Below are 17,647 nucleotides of genomic sequence, written 5' to 3'. Positions count from 1 at the left end.
CCTGTACGCGTCAGCCCGCATCGTTACCTGTGGTAATGATGATGGTTGTGGTAATGGTGGTGATGCTGATGCTGATGCGTTTCATGGATGTTGTGTACTCTGTCATTATTATCTGTCTGTGCTGTATTCTTTTAGGGTTAAAGGATCGGGCACCTTAAGTCAATGGATTTTTAATTTGATCACATTTCGGGAGACTCTCACGTCCCGCTGCGTGCAGATTTATTTTCATCCGATTCCCCCAAGTGCAACCCATCCAGACAGACTTATTCGCCATAGTAAAAACTTATGGCAGTATTTTACTCGGCCAATTTTTTTTCAATATCGTGCAGCAAACGGTGCAGCATGGCGGTGTCCCGCCGCTCAAGACGCCCCAAACGCTGCTGCAGCCAGTCAGCCATTTTTTGATCGTCCGCTACCCCCAATTGAGATAACAGTTGCTCAACACGAGCGCGCAGTGCGGCCAGCTGGTTTTCGTTTGCCCCTTCAGCCTGTGGCTGAGGGATTTGCATTAGGGAAGCTAATTGATAGCAGTAGACCATGACCGCCTGGCCTAAATTCAGGGACGGATAATCGGCCACCATCGGTGCCCCCGTGAGCACGTCAGCGAGTTCCAGCTCTTCGTTTGTTAACCCGGAATCTTCACGGCCAAACACCAGCGCGGCTTTCTCCAGCCACTGGCTTTTCTCTTTCAGCATGGGCACCAGTTCAGCAGGGGTGGCGTAGTAGTGGAATTTCGCACGGCTGCGCGCGGTGGTCGCAACGGTAAACGAAATGTCGTGCAACGCGGCGGCTAGTGTGTCGTAAGTGGTTATATTATCGAGAATATCTCCCGACCCGTGCGCCACCCACCGGGCGGCAGGCTCCAGATGGGCCGCGCTGTCCACAATACGTAAATCGGTAAAACCCATGGTCTTCATGGCACGCGCCGCTGCGCCTATATTTTCGGCTCTGGCTGGGGCAACCAGTACAATCGACAGATGCATTTATGCTCTCTTTTTAATCAGTTAGCGGGTAAAAATGTGATGCACATCAACATATTACGCAGCGCGAATTTACAAAATTGCAACACAAATCACCGAAATAGCGTTTCATAACAAATTAAAAACGCTAAACTATTTTGTGTCTGAACAATCAGTTAGAATGTTAACAGAAGACTATTATCCTTATGTTTTATAATGATAATAGCGACATGAATACCCTATTCTGATTGGATTCACTTCGTTTATAAATCAAGGTCCGCAACTAGTTGGTTTATTGAAAAATTGTGATAAAGGCTAGCATTCAGCTACGATGATTTCATCAAACTGTTAACGTGCTACAATTGAACTTGATATATGTCAACGAAGCGTAGTTTTATTGGGTGTCTGGTGTCACTTAGCCTGTTATGTTGCTGTTAAAATGGTTAGGATGACAGCCGTTTTTGACACTGTCGGGTCCAAAGGGAAAGTACCCAAGACCAAGCTAATGATGTTGTTGACGTTGATGGAAAGTGCATCAAGAACGCAATTACGTACTTTAGTCACGTTAGGCCGGTCATGTTAATTTGCGACATGTATCAGGCAGGTCAGGGACTTTTGTACTTCCTGTTTCGATTTAGTTGGCAATTTAGGTAGCAAACATGCAGACCCCGCACATTCTTATCGTTGAAGACGAGTTGGTAACACGCAACACGTTAAAGAGCATTTTCGAAGCAGAAGGCTACGATGTCTTTGAAGCGACCGATGGCGCAGAGATGCATCAGATCCTTTCTGAAAATGATATCAACCTGGTGATCATGGATATTAACCTTCCGGGCAAAAACGGTCTTCTTCTGGCGCGCGAACTGCGTGAACAGGCGAACGTCGCGTTGATGTTCCTGACGGGCCGTGACAACGAAGTTGATAAAATTCTTGGCCTGGAAATCGGTGCGGATGACTACATCACCAAGCCGTTCAACCCTCGCGAGTTAACCATTCGTGCACGCAACCTGCTTTCCCGAACCATGAACCTGGGTACGGTCAGCGAAGAGCGTCGTAGCGTAGACAGCTACAAATTCAACGGCTGGGAACTTGATATCAATAGCCGTTCGCTGATTAGCCCGAACGGCGAGCAGTATAAACTGCCGCGCAGTGAATTCCGCGCGATGCTGCACTTCTGCGAAAACCCGGGCAAAATTCAGTCCCGTGCAGAATTGCTGAAGAAAATGACCGGCCGTGAGCTGAAACCGCACGACCGTACCGTAGACGTAACGATCCGTCGTATTCGTAAACATTTCGAATCTACGCCGGATACCCCGGAAATCATCGCCACGATCCACGGCGAAGGGTACCGTTTCTGCGGCGATCTGCAGGAGTAATCCCGCACGCAACACATAAAAAAACGGCGCTTTGCGCCGTTTTTTTTATTTCCAGATTCGCAGTGTATCGTTATCAGGCTCTGCGGGAGGCTCAGGACGCTTCGGCTGAGAAAGCGAGTACCAGTCAAAATGACGGGTCAGGAACATCACCGCAAACAGCGCCAGCGCGAGCACCGCTGACCCCAGCAATAATGCACAATCCTCTGACCGCAACAGGAACCACATCACCACATCCAGACCCAGTAATGAGAGCACAAACACCCCGCTGCGCCTCCAGCTTTTCAGCACCGCCTGCAGATACATCCCATTCATCACCGCGCCAACAAGGCTTGCAATAATCCAGGCTGGGGTAAACCCAACGTGCTCAGACAACGCCAGCAATACCAGATAGAACAAGACCAGCGACAGCCCAACCAGCAGATACTGCATCGGGTGAAGGCGTAATCCGGTTAAGGTTTCGAAAACAAAGAACGCCATAAACGTCAGTGCAATCAGCAGAATCGCGTACTTAATCGCGCGCTCAGTCAATTGGTACTGGTCGGCAGGCGTCGCTACCGTCACGCTAAAGGCCGGGAGCGCCTCCCACTCCGGGGATTCCTTATCGTTGAACCAACTTTCCATGTTATTTGCAAACCAGCTACTCTGCCAGTTCGCCTGGAACCCAGACTCACCTATCTGATGCTTAACCGGCAGGTAGTCGCCCATGAAGCCCGGATGTGGCCAGTTACTGTTGAGCATCATTTCACTATTACGGCCTACCGGCACCACCGCAAAACTGCCCGTTCCCGCCTGGCTGAGGGACATCTCAAGCGCAAACGTTTTGGCTTCCAGCGCTTTGTCGGTCAGCGGGATGTGGATCCCAGCAAGCGCCCCGTAGACGCCTGAACCGGGTTCCACGCTTAGCGTCTCCCCGTTGATTTTAGAGATACTGACCGTGCCAATGCCCCGCGCGTCGCCAACGCCCGTTACGATAAACGGTTGCCCTGTTGTTATCGTTTCCCCTCTCAGTTGTTTTAGCTCTTCGGTATTAAACTGTGCTTTTATCTTCAGGTCAGCGTTCCAGATTTGCCCGTCGTAGATGCCAATATTTCGGGACTCCACGCGCTGGTTACCTTCCACAACTAGGGATTCCGGCAGAATAAAGTGCATATAGCTTTTCTTGTATTCGACCTTCTTCTCGTCCTCTATCTTGTAAAAGATCTCCGTCATCGGAATCGCAATCAGCGGGCCGACCAGTTTTTGTGGTCCGCTGGTGCTCTGGCGCAGCGTGTTTTCGACATCATTACGGTAGTTTTCACGCTCTGAAATCAGGTTACTGACCATAAAAAGCGGGACTAACAACAGCAGGATGCACCCCAGCAGAGTGCTTACTTTCCAGAACAGGGGGGATTTCATCATTACGTCTCCTTTGTGATGAGGAGAGCGTAACCGGGCTATGTGGGGCCAGTTTGAAGTTATGTGAAGGGACGGTGAAGTATCAGCGTGGCCATCACGCCACCTTCATCACGATTACGCAATGTGACCTCCCCCTGGTGCAGACGCGCCACCTCCTGTACAAAGGCCAGCCCAAGGCCGCTGCTTTTCAATCCGTTGCCACGAGGAAGAGAGTAAAAACGTTCGAAAATTCGCTTCAGGGCATAATCCGGGATCCCGCTGCCGCTGTCGGTGACGGTAAAGTGTATCTGCTTGTCCCCTTCATGGGCTGCAAGCTGAACAGCCCCGCCCTCCGGCGTGAAGTCGATGGCGTTATCCAGTAAATTACCCAATGCCTGTTCAAGCAGCTCCGCATCACCTTCCACACACAGCGCGGTGCTTTTACAGGTCAGGGTGATATTTTTAGCGGTCAGTAGCGTCGAGCGGGCGTCAGCCAGCCGCGCAAACAGCGCATCGACATCGACGCTTGTGGGGACAATCTCCACCCGATTTTCAAGCCGGGCCTGGGCAAGCAACTTTTCGACCAACGATTGCATACGCGCGTTTTGCACCAGGATGTTGTCGATAAACCGCCTGGCGACCTGCGGTGAGGGCTGCTCAGCAAGAATTTCCGCCGCGCCCCGGATTGCGGCCAGCGGACTTTTCAGCTCGTGGGTGAGCGAGTGGACATAGTGTTCAATGTAATTTTTCCCTTCCAGGCGAATACGCATATTCTCCAGCGCCTGCGCCAGCTTGCGCAGTTCACTGCTGCCGGGATTCGGCAATGGCAGAGGGGAATCGGTGGTAACCGCGTCAGCGTAGCGCGACAACGTACCGATAGAACGATTGATCCACCACGCCACAACAAGACCAATCAGCAAAGCAATGCCAAGCAATGCACCACCCGCCCACAGGATCCGTCGCTCGCTGCGATGGATAACAGGTGCCATCGCGCTGTTGGGTTTCCCGACCGACAGCACGCCAATAATCTTACCGTTGTCCACAACCGGAGCCGCAACATACATCACCGTGCTCTCTGGATCGTCAGGATTGCTCTGGGTGCTCCGCGCGCCGTATTCGCCACGAAGGGTCAGCCAGACATCGTTCCAGCGGGAGTAATCTTTCCCCACAGCCAGACTCGCGGAATCAAACACCACTCTGCCCTGCGCATCGGTCATGTAGACGTGGTATTCGTTGCGCACTTTATGAATGCCGCCGATATTGGCGCGGAAAGGCCGCTGATGAAGTTGTGAAAATGCCTGCGCCAGTTTGCCCTGCTGCGCATTGCCCGAAAGGAGGTCCTCGCGCCCGACTTCGGCGAGCAAGGTCGCGGTATCGATCAACGTCCCTTCAGTTGCCCTGCGCACGCCGGGTTTCACTTCCTGAACAAAGATCGACAACACAAACCACGCGGCAATGGCCACGATCAGGAAGTACCCCAGCAGCAACCGCATCCCAATGCGCATTAATAAAGCCCCAGGCTGTAGCCCATACCACGATGGGTGCTGATGGGTGAAAGCTCCTCGTTCACCGCCCGCAGCTTGGCGCGCAGGGTTTTGATATGGGTGTCCACGGTACGATCGAAACTGTCCCCGTCTTCGCCCCACACCTTGTCCATTAGCTGCTGGCGGGAGTACACACGTCCGGGAGCCTGTAACAATGTTTTAAGTAACAAAAACTCGTAGCGCGTGAGGGGTAACACCTCACCGCACCAGCTGATTCGTGCCGCAGGTTCGTTCAGTTCAAACTGGCCGATACGCACAACATCCGAAGGCGCGGCTGATTTTTGCATCCGCCGTAAAATTGTCCGCACCCGGGCACACACTTCGCGCGGTGAGAAAGGTTTAGCGACGTAGTCATCAGCCCCCATCTCCAGACCGAGCAGTTTATCCACCTCGTCGCTTCGCGCCGTCAGAAACAGTACCGGCAACGCCGGATACAGCGCCAGCAGTTGACGGCACAGCTCAAAGCCGCTGATATCCGGCAACCCGACATCAAGAATTGCCAGCGCGGGTAACTGCCGCCGCGCCTCTTCCAGCACGGGCAGACCGCGTTCAAACGCCTTCACCGCGAATCCTTCCTGCTGAAGCATGTAGATAAGTGTGTCAGCGATGCTGATTTCGTCTTCAACCAGCCAGACCACAGGTAGTTGCATGGTTCGTCCCTGAATTAACGCCACGGCATGATTGGCACCGCGCTAATTGCATTTTTCGGTGAACCTTCCACCACTTTGTCGGAATAGGCCAGGTAAGCCAGGGTGTTGCGTTTCGCATCATAGAAACGTACTACCTGTAGCTTTTTAAACACCAGCGAGGTGCGTTTCTGGAACACCACGTCGCCCTGCGCTTTACCGTTCTTAATTTTATCGCTTAACTCAACCGGACCCACCTGCTGGCAAGAGATTGCCGCATCGGAGGTATCTTCCGCCAGTCCCAGGCCACCTTTGATACCGCCGGTTTTCGCCCGGCTGACATAGCAGGTGACGTTCTTCACGTCTGGATCGTCAAACGCCTCGACCACAATTTTGTGGTCCGGGCCAAACATTTTGAACACGGTATCGACGGAACCAATCTGTTCTGCCTGCGCCACGCGCCCGACCATTAGCATCAACGCGGTGAAGATCAAAGTCTTGTATTTCATATTGTTACCATTCTTTAAAATTACACTGGGCGATTATTCAACACTTTAGACAAAAATGTAGCAAGATCACAGGATTAGAATATATTTGCCCACAATGTGCTCCAAAAAGCATGAATGCGCAAAAAAAACACTGAATGCTAAAACATCAAAAAATGCTATTATCCGCTAACCTGTTATCAGGCACCTGCTGTTTTAAGGATGAGGATAGTATATGGATCAGGCTGGAATTATTCGCGACCTGCTCACCTGGCTGGAAGGTCATCTCGACCAGCCTTTGTCACTGGATAATGTGGCGGCTAAAGCAGGCTATTCCAAGTGGCATCTGCAAAGGATGTTCAAGGATGTCACCGGTCATGCTATCGGGGCCTATATTCGCGCGCGTCGTCTGTCTAAGTCTGCTGTGGCATTGCGCCTTACGGCACGGCCGATTCTGGATATTGCCCTGCAATATCGTTTCGATTCGCAGCAAACCTTCACCCGAGCCTTTAAAAAACAGTTCTCGTTAACGCCTGCGCTTTATCGTCGCTCGCCTGACTGGAGCTCGTTTGGTATGCGTCCACCGCTGCGTCTGGGCGAGTTCGCGATGCCAAAATACGAAATTGTCACGTTGCCTGAAACCCATCTGATCGGTACGACGCAGAGCTACTCCTGTTCTCTGGAGCAGATTTCTGAGTTCCGTCATCAGATGCGCGTTCAGTTCTGGCGCGACTTCCTGAGCCACGCCCCGGCGATCCCGCCGATTCTGTATGGCCTCAACGAAACGCATCCAAGTCAGGAAAAAGACGACGAGCAGGAGGTGTTCTACACCACCGCGCTGACCCCAGAGATGGCCAATGGCTATATTCAGGGTTCGAAGCCTGTCGTGCTCGAAGGCGGCGAATACGTAATGTTCGCCTATGAAGGGCTGGGAACGGGCGTTCAGGAGTTTATCCTGACCGTTTACGGAACCTGCATGCCTATGCTGAATCTGAATCGCCGTAAAGGTCAGGACATTGAGCGCTACTACCCGGCGCAGGATGCCAAACCGGAAGAAGGCCCAATCAATCTGCGTATGGAATTCTTAATTCCGATTCGTCGTTAACGCTGCAGTTCGTCAAGTGCAGGGGCATCGAGATGCGAGATGTCCCCTGCCATCTCCACCACCCACCCCGACGCCAGCCATGCGCTTTCCTGGTAATCAATCCGGGAAATGGAGCAGTTGCGCAGACGCAAACGGCGTTCAGCGTAAGCCGGTAACCCCAGAATGGTGCTCACCAGGCAACCCAACGCAATCCCGTGACTCACCAGCAGCGGACGGCTTCCCGCTGGAAGCTTCAGGCATTCCGCCAGTGCGGCATGCATACGAACGCTCAGCTCTTGCATGGATTCGCCTTCAGGAATACGGCCATCTTCGGTACCGTTAACCAGCGTACGACGCCAGCCCTCCTCCTTCTCCGTCAGCGTATCAATATGGCGTTTTTCCAGCACGCCCATATCCAGCTCGCGCAGGCGCGGCTCAAGCATGACGTCACAGCCACAGGCGTCCGCGATGATGCGTGCCGTCTGCTGTGTGCGACCGAGATCGCTGGTGATAACGTGGGTGATGCCCAGCGTTCGGGCGCGTTCCGCCACCTGCCACGCTTGCTGTACCCCCTTTTCAGTGAGGGGACTGTCTGACTGGCCTTGAATACGTCGCTCGGCGTTCCACTGCGTTTCACCGTGGCGAACAAGGTATACCTGTAACATGCTTTTTTTCCGTTATACTGCGATGAGTTTTTTTCGAATCGAGCTTAATTATGCACCATGTTGTCTCTGCTACCACTAATCCTGCCAAAATTCAGGCAATTCTAAGGGCATTTGAAGAGATCTTCGGCGAAGGATCCTGCCATATTGATGCCATCGGCGTCGAGAGTGGTGTTCCTGAACAGCCGTTTGGCAGCGAGGAAACGCGGGCTGGCGCACGAAATCGCGTGGCAAATGCCAAAGTTGCGGCACCTGAGGCTGACTTCTGGGTGGCGATTGAAGCGGGTATCGACGAAGGTGCAACCTTTAGCTGGGTGGTGATTGAAAGCCGCGAACAGCGTGGTGAAGCGCGCTCGGCTACCCTCCCTCTGCCAGAGATCATTCTGGAAAAAGTCCGTGCGGGTGAAGCGCTGGGGCCGGTGATGTCACAGTACACCGGCATTGATGAGATTGGCCGTAAAGAAGGGGCTATTGGCGTCTTTACTGCAGGCGCACTGACGCGTTCAGGCGTTTACCACCAGGCGGTGATCCTGGCCTTAAGCCCGTTCCATAACGCGATTTATCGCTGATCGCCCAACAGCACAGACTCCAGCCACTGACGCAGCTCAACCGGTGCTGATTTCAGGCTGTTCGATCCGCGGGTAATCGTTGCGATACCCGCGCCGAGCTCATTTTTGAGTTCACGCTGGCTCATTTCGCCGCGCAACAGCTCTTCAATGATCCGCACGCGCGTGCCCAGCGCTTCACGCTCATCTGGCGTGAGCATCAGCTGCATAAGGGGCAAATGCAAATCCTGATCGTAAGACTGGCGGAGCAACTCCACAAAACGAAGCCACTCCTGATGACGTTGTTCGGCCATTGCCGAGGAATACGGGGAATGCTGGGTCATGTTATGCTGCCTCTTGTACTCTTTAGCGAGTACAGCATAACACAACCCGCGCCGATCAGTAACGTCTCTGCCACTCGGCATCGCTCATCAGGGTATCTTTCTGCCCCATGAAGTAGCGATAGTATGCGTCATACGCCAGAACGTTCTTCACGTAGCCACGCGTTTCCGAAAACGGAATACTCTCGACAAACGCCACGGCATCGATACGTCCGGCGCTGTTGCCAAGCCAGGTGCGCACGCGACCAGGGCCCGCGTTATACGCCGCAGACGAGAAGATACGGTTGTTACCGAACTGCTGATAAACATACTGCAGGTAGCTGGTACCGATATTGATGTTGGTATCCGGATCGAGAAGCTGTGACGGGCTGCTGTACCCCGGGATATTAAACATCTTCACCGTGTGCGTTGCCGTGCCCGGCATAATCTGCATCAGACCGCTGGCACCCACCGGGGAACGAACTTTCGGGTTCCAGGCACTCTCCTGACGGGCAATCGCCATCGCATAGCTTTGCGGGATATCTTTACCGCTGGTATAGCGATCGAACAGATCTTTGTAAGCCAGCGGGAAACGCTCTTCGAGATGATCCCACAGCTTACCGGCGATCGTGGCCTGCACGCTCAGATCCCACCAGTGGTTATCAAACGCATAGCGGGCAAGCTGAGCTTTCTCGTCAGTACTACGGCTGGTGACCAGATTCGCCCACTCGCTGCGCGCGGTGTTATCCATATTCCAGTACATTAGCTCGCGAACGCGCGCCATTTCAGGCCCCTGCGTCAATGCAGGGTTCGCATTGGCTGGCGCTTTATCAATGCGGAAGGTGTACTCTTCCCCCAGGCGTTGCGCGGCCGCCATCGGGTAGAACCCGCGCTGCTGCATCAGCGTATGGAGGATCTCTTTCGCTTCCTCATCACGTCCTCGCTCCATCAGCAGATCGGCCTGCCAGTAACGCCATTCGTCTTTCTCTTTCGCTTCCATCGGCAGGCGCGCAAGCCAGGTATTGAGCCCACGACGATCGCCTGAGCCCAGCGCCATTCGCACGCGACGTTCCACCAGCGACATGGAGTTCGAACGCATAATGGCATCGTCTCGCCAGCGCGCCTGTTCGTCAGTCACATCCGTGCCCATCAGTCGCCACGCCACAATATCGCGCAACTCCTGGGTTTGCTCTTCGTTAAGTTGCTGCGCCTGCACCAGCTGCGGGATCATCAGCCGCGCGTTTTCCACATCGTCACGCGCCACGCTGGCAAAGGCTACCGCCGCCATCTGGCGGGTAAAATCGGTCGCGCCTGTGCTGCGGGCAAAGGTCAGCACCGAGTTAGGATCGTTGGCCAGCCCAATCACCGCAGTGGAAATGGTTTGATAATCCGATGGCATCTGCCCCGCCAGCGCGGTGACCAGACGCGTGTTCCCGGCTTTCATCGCCAGGCGAATACGCTCCAGATACGCCAGTGGATCTTGCTTTCCAGAGGCACGCCAGGCACCAAAGAGAGAGTCGCAGGCATTGGGCTGATTTTTACCGGTCAACCACAGATCTTTGGCACCGTTCCACGCCTCTTCCTGCTGCCCCGTGGCCCATTTTGCGTAGTAATAGTTACACTGCGCTTCCGTGGTGTTCGGTTTTTCAGGGCTGAAAGCCAACAGCCCGCGCCAGTCTTCACGACGAGCCAGTTCATTCACAAAACGAGACTGTAGCGTCCGCGCGGGAGGCAGGGTTGGGTTAGCCTGAATGAAATTATTCACCGCGACGGTCGGTTGATTCATGAGATCGTCAGTTAGCTGGCGATACTCCAGATACGGATACAGAGGGTAATCCTTCAGTGTCGGCATCAGCGCCTGCACGGTATCCATCTGCTTGTTGTCCCACGCCTGTTTGATCTGGGCGTAGCGATTACGTTGTTCATCCAGTGAATCGGCATGCACCGCCTGGCTTACCGCCATTACGCATACGCTGGCAGCGAGCAGACGCCAGACCACCTGTTTGGCTTTTTCCACAAGCTCTTCCTCTTTGTTTTTCGTCAATTGCAGCGTCTTGCCACGTCAAAGTCTAATCAACTTATGCTAACCAGGCATCCTGCAACGCGCCACGTCATGGACACTTTTTTACCTTTCTTGCGCGTTTTAACACTCCCGACGTTCCTGGCTGGGATTAGGTCGTGAAAAAGGCTACACTTCGAGGCTGAAATTCCTTCTCATTACGATAAAAGAGGCGAAGTCCAACGTGGCTCAATTCGTTTATACCATGCATCGTGTCGGCAAAGTTGTCCCGCCGAAACGTCATATTCTTAAAAATATCTCGCTGAGCTTCTTCCCGGGCGCAAAAATCGGTGTTCTGGGTCTCAACGGTGCCGGTAAGTCCACCCTGCTGCGCATCATGGCCGGCATCGATACAGACATCGAAGGTGAAGCCCGTCCGCAGCCTGGCATCAAGATTGGTTACCTGCCGCAGGAACCTCAGTTGAACCCGGAACACACCGTCCGCGAATCCGTTGAAGAAGCGGTGTCCGAAGTGGTTAACGCCCTGAAAGGTCTGGATGAAGTGTATGCCAAATACGCTGAACCGGATGCTGACTTCGATAAACTGGCTGCTCAGCAAGGCAAGTTTGAAGAAATTATCCAGGCGCACGATGGTCACAACCTGAACGTGCAGCTGGAGCGCGCCGCTGACGCCCTGCGTCTGCCGGACTGGGATGCAAAAATCGCTAATCTGTCCGGTGGTGAACGCCGCCGTGTAGCGCTGTGCCGCCTGCTGCTGGAAAAACCAGACATGCTGCTGCTCGACGAACCAACCAACCACCTGGATGCAGAATCCGTGGCGTGGCTGGAGCGCTTCCTGCACGACTTCGAAGGCACCGTTGTGGCGATTACCCACGACCGTTACTTCCTCGACAACGTAGCAGGCTGGATCCTGGAGCTGGACCGTGGTGAAGGTATTCCATGGGAAGGTAACTACTCCTCCTGGCTGGAGCAGAAAGATCAGCGTCTGGCGCAGGAAGCCTCTCAGGAAGCGGCGCGTCGCAAGTCTATTGAGAAAGAGCTGGAGTGGGTTCGTCAGGGCGCGAAAGGCCGTCAGTCTAAGGGCAAAGCCCGTCTGGCACGCTTCGAAGAGCTGAACAACACCGAATACCAGAAACGTAACGAAACCAACGAACTGTTTATTCCACCTGGAGCACGTCTGGGGGATAAAGTGGTTGAAGTCAGCAATCTGCGTAAGTCTTACGGCGACCGCCTGCTGATCGACGATCTGAGCTTCTCTGTGCCGAAGGGCGCGATTGTCGGGATCATCGGTCCGAACGGCGCGGGTAAATCCACCCTGTTCCGCATGATGTCCGGTCAGGAACAACCTGACAGCGGCTCTATCACCCTGGGTGAAACCGTGAAGCTGGCGTCCGTTGACCAGTTCCGTGACGCGATGGATAACAGCAAAACCGTGTGGGAAGAAGTGTCCGGCGGTCTGGATATCATGCGTATCGGCAACACAGAGATGCCAAGCCGCGCCTATGTTGGCCGCTTTAATTTCAAAGGCACCGACCAGGGCAAACGCGTAGGCGAGCTGTCCGGTGGTGAGCGCGGTCGTCTGCACCTGGCGAAACTGCTGCAGGTGGGCGGTAACGTTCTGCTGCTCGATGAACCAACCAACGACCTGGACATCGAAACCCTGCGCGCGCTGGAAAACGCCCTGCTGGAGTTCCCGGGCTGCGCGATGGTGATCTCGCACGACCGTTGGTTCCTGGACCGTATCGCGACCCACATCCTGGACTACCAGGACGAAGGTAAGGTGGAGTTCTTCGAAGGTAACTTCACCGAATACGAAGAGTACAAGAAACGCACGCTGGGCGCAGACGCGCTGGAGCCGAAGCGTATTAAGTACAAGCGTATTGCTAAGTAAGTGTCTAAAAAGCCGGGTGGCGCTCACGCTTACCCGGCTTGTTTATTTGCCCACGTAATACCGCTTCACCTCATCGAACTGCATCGCAAACTCGATATAGCTCATCAGCGCAGGCGAATTCAGCTTGCGGCTCGGATAGGCCAGCCACAGGTCATTCCCCTCGACATTCCACTCAGGCAGCACTTTTACCAACGCGCCCTTCTCCACCTTATCTTCCAGCAGAAAAGCAGGCAGCAGCGTAATGCCGGCGCCAGCAATCGCGCACTCACGCGCGTACACCAGGTTATCCGTCATATGGGCGTTATCCGGCAGATAGCGGTAATCCTCACTCTCGCTTCGCAGCAGCCATTCAGACCAGGCTTTGTGGGTAATACAGCGGTGCTCCACCAGCTGGCGGGGATGCGTCAGCGGCTCCCGACGCGCGAGATATTCGGGTGAGGCCAGCATAAAGCGCGGACAGTGCCCGATCATCCGGCCAATCAGGGATGAGTCCTGCGGCTTGCCGGTACGCAGCGCCACGTCAAATCCGGCCTCGACCAGATCCACCACGTCGTCAGAGATCGACACATCCAGCGACACGTCAGGAAAGCTCAACTGGAACTCGGCGTTCATATGCGCCAGCAGCGTCGCGCCAATCCCTGCCGGGCAGGTGATCCTTAGCCGACCACTCGGGTTTTCGCGCAGCCGCTGGATGGCGTACTCCGCACGCTCGCTGGCTGCCAGCATCTCGCGGCAGTGCACCAGATAGTGCTCGCCCGCAAACGTCAGGTTCAGCCTGCGCGTGGTACGGTTAAGCAGACGGATCCCCACCTGCTGCTCAAGCTGGCTAATGCGCTGGCTGACGCTGGATTTCGGCAGTTCGGCCTTCTGCGCCGCAGCGGTAAAACTTCCCATCTCTGCCACCAGCGCAAACAGCGCCATATCCTGCAGCTGTTTAAACATGATTGTTCACCCTGTACGAACGCTGAGTTCTCGATTGTCCATCTTATCATGCAGCTGTCCACTTAATAGACTAGCCTCAACAAAACGCATTCCATTGAGGAGCACACCATGTCCGTTAAAGCCATTGCCGTTAACCCATCGAACCCTTCAGCCTTTATTGAGATTGCTCAACCGATGCTGCAACCCGGCGAGCACGACCTGCTGGTCGAGGTGAAGGCCGTTTCCATCAACCCGGTCGATACCAAAGTGCATGCCAGTATTGCCAGAAACGGTCTGCAGGAGCCGCGTATTCTCGGCTGGGATGCCAGCGGTATCGTTAAATCCGTTGGCGCTGGCGTTAGCGGATTTAAACCGGGCGATGCGGTGTGGTATGCAGGGGATATCACCCGCCCTGGCAGCAACACTACCCACCAGTTGATCGATGCGCGTATCGTCGGGCACAAACCAGCCAACCTCGGTTGGGCCGCCGCAGCCGCATTGCCACTGACCGCCCTGACAGCCTGGGAAGGATTATTCGAGCGGCTGAACATTCAGAATGCCGACGCGGATAAAACGCTGTTGATTATCGGCGGTGCGGGTGGCGTAGGATCGCTGGCGATCCCGTTTGCGAAGCACAACAGCAAGGTGAAGATCATTGCGACAGCGTCAAGAGAGGATTCCGCCCAGTGGTGCCGCGATCGCGGTGCTGATGTGGTGGTGAACTACCGCGACCTGAAAGGTGAACTGGCAAAACAGGGGATCACCTTTGTGGATTACATTTTCATTCTCAACGACACCGATGGCCACTGGGATGCGGTCAGTGAGCTGATTGCACCACAGGGGCATATCTGCTCCATCGTTGAGAATGCGCATCCGCTGAACCAGGATAAGCTGAAATCAAAATCTGCCGCCCTGCACTGGGAATTTATGTACACCCGCAGCATGTACCAGACTGCCGATATGGCACGTCAGGGGGAGATCCTCAATGAGGTGGCGAAACTGGTAGATAACGGTGTGGTAGAGAGTTCGCTGAGTGAGACACTGTACGGGCTGAGCGTGGAAAGCATTACCGAGGCGCACCGTAAAGTGCTGGACGGGCATATGCGCGGGAAAGTGGTGGTTGAGTTCTGAGTGGTCTGATTCCCTCACCCAGGCCCTCTCCCAAAGGGAGAGGGCGGTTAACGCTTACCCCTGCTCCCCCATCATCTCCTTCACCAGCTCGACGCAGCGCAGGAAACGGGAGTCGTAATCTGACTCTTCAACATGCACAAACTCAACGTTGTTCTCATTGAGCATATCCACCAGCATGGTCTGGAATTCCCGCCTGTCCACGGAGCTGCCGAGGCTGCGCATCCCGTCAGCCACCCACGGGGTGTTGTTTTCCAGCAGGATCACCAGGTCAAAGCGGTATTCATCAATCAGCGCCTGCACGAACGGGTGCTCACGCCCTTCATACTTTTTACAAAACGCCTGAGTGGTGACGAAATCAGTATCAATGAATGCCACTTTATTCGCGTATTTCACCGCGAAATCAATGTACTGGGCATGACCGAGCGCAATTTTGTCGTAGTCGGAATACTGCAGCGCCATCTCGTCGCCGCCGAGGTGCGAGAAGACATAATCGCGGCCATATTCCCACGCGCTGGTGGTGTTGAAGATATTCGCCAGTTTGTTAACCAGCGTTGATTTCCCGCTCGACTCACCGCCCAGAATGGCGACGGTGCGGACAAAGAACGGTTTCACTTCAGTTGGGATGTAATCCCAGTAGCGGAACGGGTTTTCGCGGATTTGCGCCCCGCTGATGTTCATAAACGTCCGTTTCGGATCAATCAGCACCGTTTCAATACCCAGATGCTCGCGGAACTGCGGCGCGTCTGACTCTTCAGAGGTGTAGATCCAGTTCGGGCTGATGCCCTTCTCTTCCATGAACGCTTTGACGCCGTTGCTCCACACGTCCCAGCCGTGCGGATACGGTTCCATGCCCTCTTCATTAAAGGCATGGATGCGGATATTTTTCTGGTATTTGAAGGTCTGAAGTAGCCAGCGCAGACGGTCCGGCACGGTCGGCTGCTGCGACATGGCGCTGTCTTCAAACAGCTGGCGATCGCGGGTTTCGTCATACCCCATGATGATGTGCAGCTCATCTACCTGGCTACAGGCGCGCTGAATCAGATAGATGTGCCCGGTATGCAGCGGGTAAAATTTGCCGAATACCACGCCGATATTCTTTTGCATACGCGGGAATTCCAGCCCCAGAAAGCGATGTAACGCCTCCAGCTTTTGCGCGCTGGGACTTTTGATTTTGGCGTTCAGCAGTTGGCTAAGGTAGCCTTTGGTCATACCGCTGGCGTCCGCCACCTGCTGTAACGTGCAGCCCTTCTGGCGGATTGCGGTCTTAATGTAGTCAAATGATGACATAAATTACGGTGCCTCCTGCAAAATCGAATACGTAATTATAAGTCGTCAAAGACATTTAACGCATCTGCGAGTTTCTTAACGCCAAAAACCTGCATCCCTTCCGGGATTTTTTTCGGCACGTTAGCGGCAGGTACAATCGCCCGGCGGAAGCCGTGTTTTGCCGCCTCGGAGATACGCTCCTGGCCGCTTGGCACCGGACGGATCTCTCCAGCCAGACCGACCTCACCAAATACCACCAGATCCTGCGGCAGCGGTCTGTCACGCAGGCTGGAGACCATCGCCAGCAGCAGCGCCAGGTCTGCACTGGTCTCAGTGACTTTAACGCCGCCGACCACGTTAACGAAGACGTCCTGATCCGCCATCTGCAACCCACCGTGACGGTGCAACACGGCCAGCAGGATCGCCAGGCGGTTCTGTTCCAGACCGACCGCCACGCGCCGTGGGTTGCCCATCATCGACACGTCCACCAGCGCCTGAATTTCAACGAGCAGCGGACGCGTCCCTTCCCACAGCACCATCACCGAGCTGCCGGAGGTGATTTCATCGCCGCGACTCAGGAAGATGGCCGACGGGTTGCTGACTTCGCGCAGCCCCTGCTCGGTCATGGCAAATACGCCCAGTTCGTTCACCGCCCCGAAGCGGTTTTTATGGCTGCGCAGGGTACGGAAGCGGGAATCTGCGTCGCCGTCGAGCATCACGGAGCAGTCGATACAGTGTTCGAGCACCTTCGGCCCCGCCAGCGAGCCATCTTTGGTGACGTGGCCGACCATCACAATCGCCACGCCGCGCGTTTTAGCAAAGCGCGTCAGATAGGCCGCGGTTTCACGCACCTGCGCAACGCTGCCAGGCGAAGACTGAATGTCCGCCATGTGCATCACCTGGATGGAGTCGATCACCATCAGCTTCGGCTGCTCTTCTTCGGCAATCATGCAGATCTGCTCGATGCTGGTTTCCGAAAGCATATTCAGATTGCCGGTTGGCAGGCCAAGGCGGTGCGCGCGCATTGCTACCTGCTGCAGGGACTCTTCCCCCGTGACGTACAGGGTTTTCATCTGCTCGGCGAGCTTACAGAGCGTTTGCAGCAGCAGGGTTGATTTACCCGCGCCCGGGTTACCGCCGATCAGGATGGCGCTGCCCGGCACCACGCCGCCGCCGAGCACGCGGTCAAACTCTTTGAACCCGGTGGAGAAGCGCGGCAGCTCTTCGAGGCTGATATCCGAGAGCTTTTGCACCTTCGCCACGCCCGCGTTACCGGCATAACCGCTCAGGCGCTCGTTGCGCGCCACGCTCGGCGAAGCCGCCACACCACGCACTTCGGTGATGGTGTTCCAGGCATGACAGGCGCTGCATTGCCCCTGCCAGCGCGGATAATCCGCACCACATTCATTACAGACAAATGCGCGTTTTGGAGCTTTCGCCACG

General features: G+C 54.9%; 18 protein-coding genes and 1 other annotated feature (1 of these 19 running past the window's edge). Of the genes, 5 read left to right on the top strand and 13 right to left on the bottom strand.

The features are described 5' to 3' along the window. Positions 1-72, bottom strand: a sequence feature (Thr leader region); it reaches 46 nt to the left of the window's first position. From thrL to yjjY, 3 genes are all read right to left on the bottom strand, one after another. Then, on the bottom strand, positions 11-106 hold the full coding sequence (thrL, locus tag ACLHV9_RS03410; protein ID WP_202820751.1) for a thr operon leader peptide: 96 nt from the start codon (positions 104-106) through the stop codon (positions 11-13). It overlaps the preceding feature by 62 nt. 190 nt (positions 107-296) lie before the next feature. Continuing rightward, positions 297-983, bottom strand: coding sequence for a tRNA/rRNA methyltransferase (locus tag ACLHV9_RS03405; RefSeq protein WP_407220173.1), 687 nt, complete (start codon positions 981-983; stop codon positions 297-299). Positions 984-1,382: 399 nt separating this feature from the next. Further along, positions 1,383-1,523: a protein YjjY gene (yjjY, locus tag ACLHV9_RS03400; protein WP_085928893.1), complete on the bottom strand. Its 141-nt coding sequence runs from the start codon at positions 1,521-1,523 to the stop codon at positions 1,383-1,385. A 95-nt stretch (positions 1,524-1,618) separates the two neighbouring features. On the opposite strand from yjjY, the gene arcA reads away from it, so the two are divergent. Next, the gene (gene arcA, locus ACLHV9_RS03395; RefSeq protein WP_003856501.1) at positions 1,619-2,335 is read left to right on the top strand and encodes a two-component system response regulator ArcA; all 717 of its coding nucleotides are present in this window, start codon (positions 1,619-1,621) and stop codon (positions 2,333-2,335) included. 45 nt (positions 2,336-2,380) lie between these two features. On the opposite strand, the gene creD is transcribed toward arcA, so the two are convergent. The 4 genes from creD to creA are packed head-to-tail and all read right to left on the bottom strand — an operon-like array spanning position 2,381 to position 6,388. After that, positions 2,381-3,733, bottom strand: a complete 1,353-nt coding sequence (gene creD, locus ACLHV9_RS03390) for a cell envelope integrity protein CreD (RefSeq protein WP_407220172.1) — start codon at positions 3,731-3,733, stop codon at positions 2,381-2,383. A 56-nt stretch (positions 3,734-3,789) separates the two neighbouring features. Further along, complete coding sequence (gene creC, locus ACLHV9_RS03385; protein ID WP_407220171.1) at positions 3,790-5,214, bottom strand: two-component system sensor histidine kinase CreC; 1,425 nt, start codon at positions 5,212-5,214, stop codon at positions 3,790-3,792. Beyond that, positions 5,214-5,903, bottom strand: coding sequence for a two-component system response regulator CreB (creB, locus tag ACLHV9_RS03380; protein WP_407220170.1), 690 nt, complete (start codon positions 5,901-5,903; stop codon positions 5,214-5,216). Before creB ends, creC begins: the two co-directional genes overlap by 1 nt. A 14-nt stretch (positions 5,904-5,917) precedes the next feature. Next, the gene (gene creA / locus ACLHV9_RS03375; protein WP_028016612.1) at positions 5,918-6,388 is read right to left on the bottom strand and encodes a protein CreA; all 471 of its coding nucleotides are present in this window, start codon (positions 6,386-6,388) and stop codon (positions 5,918-5,920) included. A 211-nt stretch (positions 6,389-6,599) separates the two neighbouring features. On the opposite strand from creA, the gene robA reads away from it, so the two are divergent. Then, a complete protein-coding gene (robA, locus tag ACLHV9_RS03370) occupies positions 6,600-7,469 on the top strand; it encodes an MDR efflux pump AcrAB transcriptional activator RobA (protein WP_028016611.1) in 870 nt (289 codons plus the stop codon). Here robA and gpmB read toward each other — a convergent pair. Beyond that, positions 7,466-8,113, bottom strand: a complete 648-nt coding sequence (gpmB, locus tag ACLHV9_RS03365) for a 2,3-diphosphoglycerate-dependent phosphoglycerate mutase GpmB (RefSeq protein ID WP_048989680.1) — start codon at positions 8,111-8,113, stop codon at positions 7,466-7,468. The genes robA and gpmB overlap by 4 nt on opposite strands. Before the next feature lie 50 nt (positions 8,114-8,163). On the opposite strand from gpmB, the gene yjjX reads away from it, so the two are divergent. Then, complete coding sequence (gene yjjX / locus ACLHV9_RS03360; protein ID WP_049005222.1) at positions 8,164-8,679, top strand: inosine/xanthosine triphosphatase; 516 nt, start codon at positions 8,164-8,166, stop codon at positions 8,677-8,679. Here the strand turns inward: yjjX and trpR are convergent. Both trpR and sltY read right to left on the bottom strand, forming a co-directional pair. Further along, positions 8,670-8,999, bottom strand: a complete 330-nt coding sequence (gene trpR / locus ACLHV9_RS03355; protein ID WP_080328985.1) for a trp operon repressor — start codon at positions 8,997-8,999, stop codon at positions 8,670-8,672. The two genes, yjjX and trpR, sit on opposite strands and share 10 nt — an antisense overlap. A gap of 55 nt (positions 9,000-9,054) precedes the next feature. Continuing rightward, complete coding sequence (gene sltY, locus ACLHV9_RS03350) at positions 9,055-10,992, bottom strand: murein transglycosylase (RefSeq protein WP_049005325.1); 1,938 nt, start codon at positions 10,990-10,992, stop codon at positions 9,055-9,057. Positions 10,993-11,218: 226 nt separating this feature from the next. Between sltY and ettA the strand changes: the two genes are divergently transcribed. Further along, the gene (gene ettA, locus ACLHV9_RS03345; protein WP_028016606.1) at positions 11,219-12,886 is read left to right on the top strand and encodes an energy-dependent translational throttle protein EttA; all 1,668 of its coding nucleotides are present in this window, start codon (positions 11,219-11,221) and stop codon (positions 12,884-12,886) included. Positions 12,887-12,928: 42 nt separating this feature from the next. On the opposite strand, the gene ACLHV9_RS03340 is transcribed toward ettA, so the two are convergent. After that, positions 12,929-13,828, bottom strand: a complete 900-nt coding sequence (locus ACLHV9_RS03340; RefSeq protein ID WP_028016605.1) for a LysR family transcriptional regulator — start codon at positions 13,826-13,828, stop codon at positions 12,929-12,931. A gap of 108 nt (positions 13,829-13,936) precedes the next feature. On the opposite strand from ACLHV9_RS03340, the gene ACLHV9_RS03335 reads away from it, so the two are divergent. Beyond that, positions 13,937-14,938: a zinc-binding alcohol dehydrogenase family protein gene (locus ACLHV9_RS03335; protein WP_407220169.1), complete on the top strand. Its 1,002-nt coding sequence runs from the start codon at positions 13,937-13,939 to the stop codon at positions 14,936-14,938. Between the two features lie 54 nt (positions 14,939-14,992). Here the strand turns inward: ACLHV9_RS03335 and nadR are convergent, their stop codons facing one another. Beyond that, positions 14,993-16,225, bottom strand: coding sequence for a multifunctional transcriptional regulator/nicotinamide-nucleotide adenylyltransferase/ribosylnicotinamide kinase NadR (nadR, locus tag ACLHV9_RS03330; RefSeq protein ID WP_407220168.1), 1,233 nt, complete (start codon positions 16,223-16,225; stop codon positions 14,993-14,995). Positions 16,226-16,260: 35 nt separating this feature from the next. Continuing rightward, positions 16,261-17,646 carry a DNA repair protein RadA gene (gene radA / locus ACLHV9_RS03325; RefSeq protein WP_014068810.1) on the bottom strand — a complete coding sequence of 462 codons (1,386 nt, stop codon included), beginning with the start codon at positions 17,644-17,646 and terminating at the stop codon, positions 16,261-16,263. Position 17,647: the final 1 nt, after the last annotated feature.

The organism is Enterobacter sp. CPE_E890, assembly GCF_046521475.1.
In the GTDB taxonomy this organism is placed as follows: Bacteria; Pseudomonadota; Gammaproteobacteria; order Enterobacterales; family Enterobacteriaceae; genus Enterobacter; species Enterobacter adelaidei.
The sequence above is the reverse complement of the archived record's forward strand: the minus strand, read 5'-3'. Positions and strand labels throughout refer to the sequence as shown.

Bases quoted from the DNA above. Each gene is read 5' to 3' on its own strand.
- thrL (WP_202820751.1), bottom strand. From the start codon at position 106: ATGACAGAGTACACAACATCCATGAAACGCATCAGCATCAGCATCACC.
- ACLHV9_RS03405 (WP_407220173.1), bottom strand. From the start codon at position 983: ATGCATCTGTCGATTGTACTGGTTGCCCCAGCCAGAGCCGAAAATATA.
- arcA (WP_003856501.1), top strand. From the start codon at position 1,619: ATGCAGACCCCGCACATTCTTATCGTTGAAGACGAGTTGGTAACACGC.
- creD (WP_407220172.1), bottom strand. From the start codon at position 3,733: ATGATGAAATCCCCCCTGTTCTGGAAAGTAAGCACTCTGCTGGGGTGC.
- creC (WP_407220171.1), bottom strand. From the start codon at position 5,214: ATGCGCATTGGGATGCGGTTGCTGCTGGGGTACTTCCTGATCGTGGCC.
- creB (WP_407220170.1), bottom strand. From the start codon at position 5,903: ATGCAACTACCTGTGGTCTGGCTGGTTGAAGACGAAATCAGCATCGCT.
- creA (WP_028016612.1), bottom strand. From the start codon at position 6,388: ATGAAATACAAGACTTTGATCTTCACCGCGTTGATGCTAATGGTCGGG.
- robA (WP_028016611.1), top strand. From the start codon at position 6,600: ATGGATCAGGCTGGAATTATTCGCGACCTGCTCACCTGGCTGGAAGGT.
- gpmB (WP_048989680.1), bottom strand. From the start codon at position 8,113: ATGTTACAGGTATACCTTGTTCGCCACGGTGAAACGCAGTGGAACGCC.
- yjjX (WP_049005222.1), top strand. From the start codon at position 8,164: ATGCACCATGTTGTCTCTGCTACCACTAATCCTGCCAAAATTCAGGCA.
- trpR (WP_080328985.1), bottom strand. From the start codon at position 8,999: ATGACCCAGCATTCCCCGTATTCCTCGGCAATGGCCGAACAACGTCAT.
- ACLHV9_RS03340 (WP_028016605.1), bottom strand. From the start codon at position 13,828: ATGTTTAAACAGCTGCAGGATATGGCGCTGTTTGCGCTGGTGGCAGAG.
- ACLHV9_RS03335 (WP_407220169.1), top strand. From the start codon at position 13,937: ATGTCCGTTAAAGCCATTGCCGTTAACCCATCGAACCCTTCAGCCTTT.
- nadR (WP_407220168.1), bottom strand. From the start codon at position 16,225: ATGTCATCATTTGACTACATTAAGACCGCAATCCGCCAGAAGGGCTGC.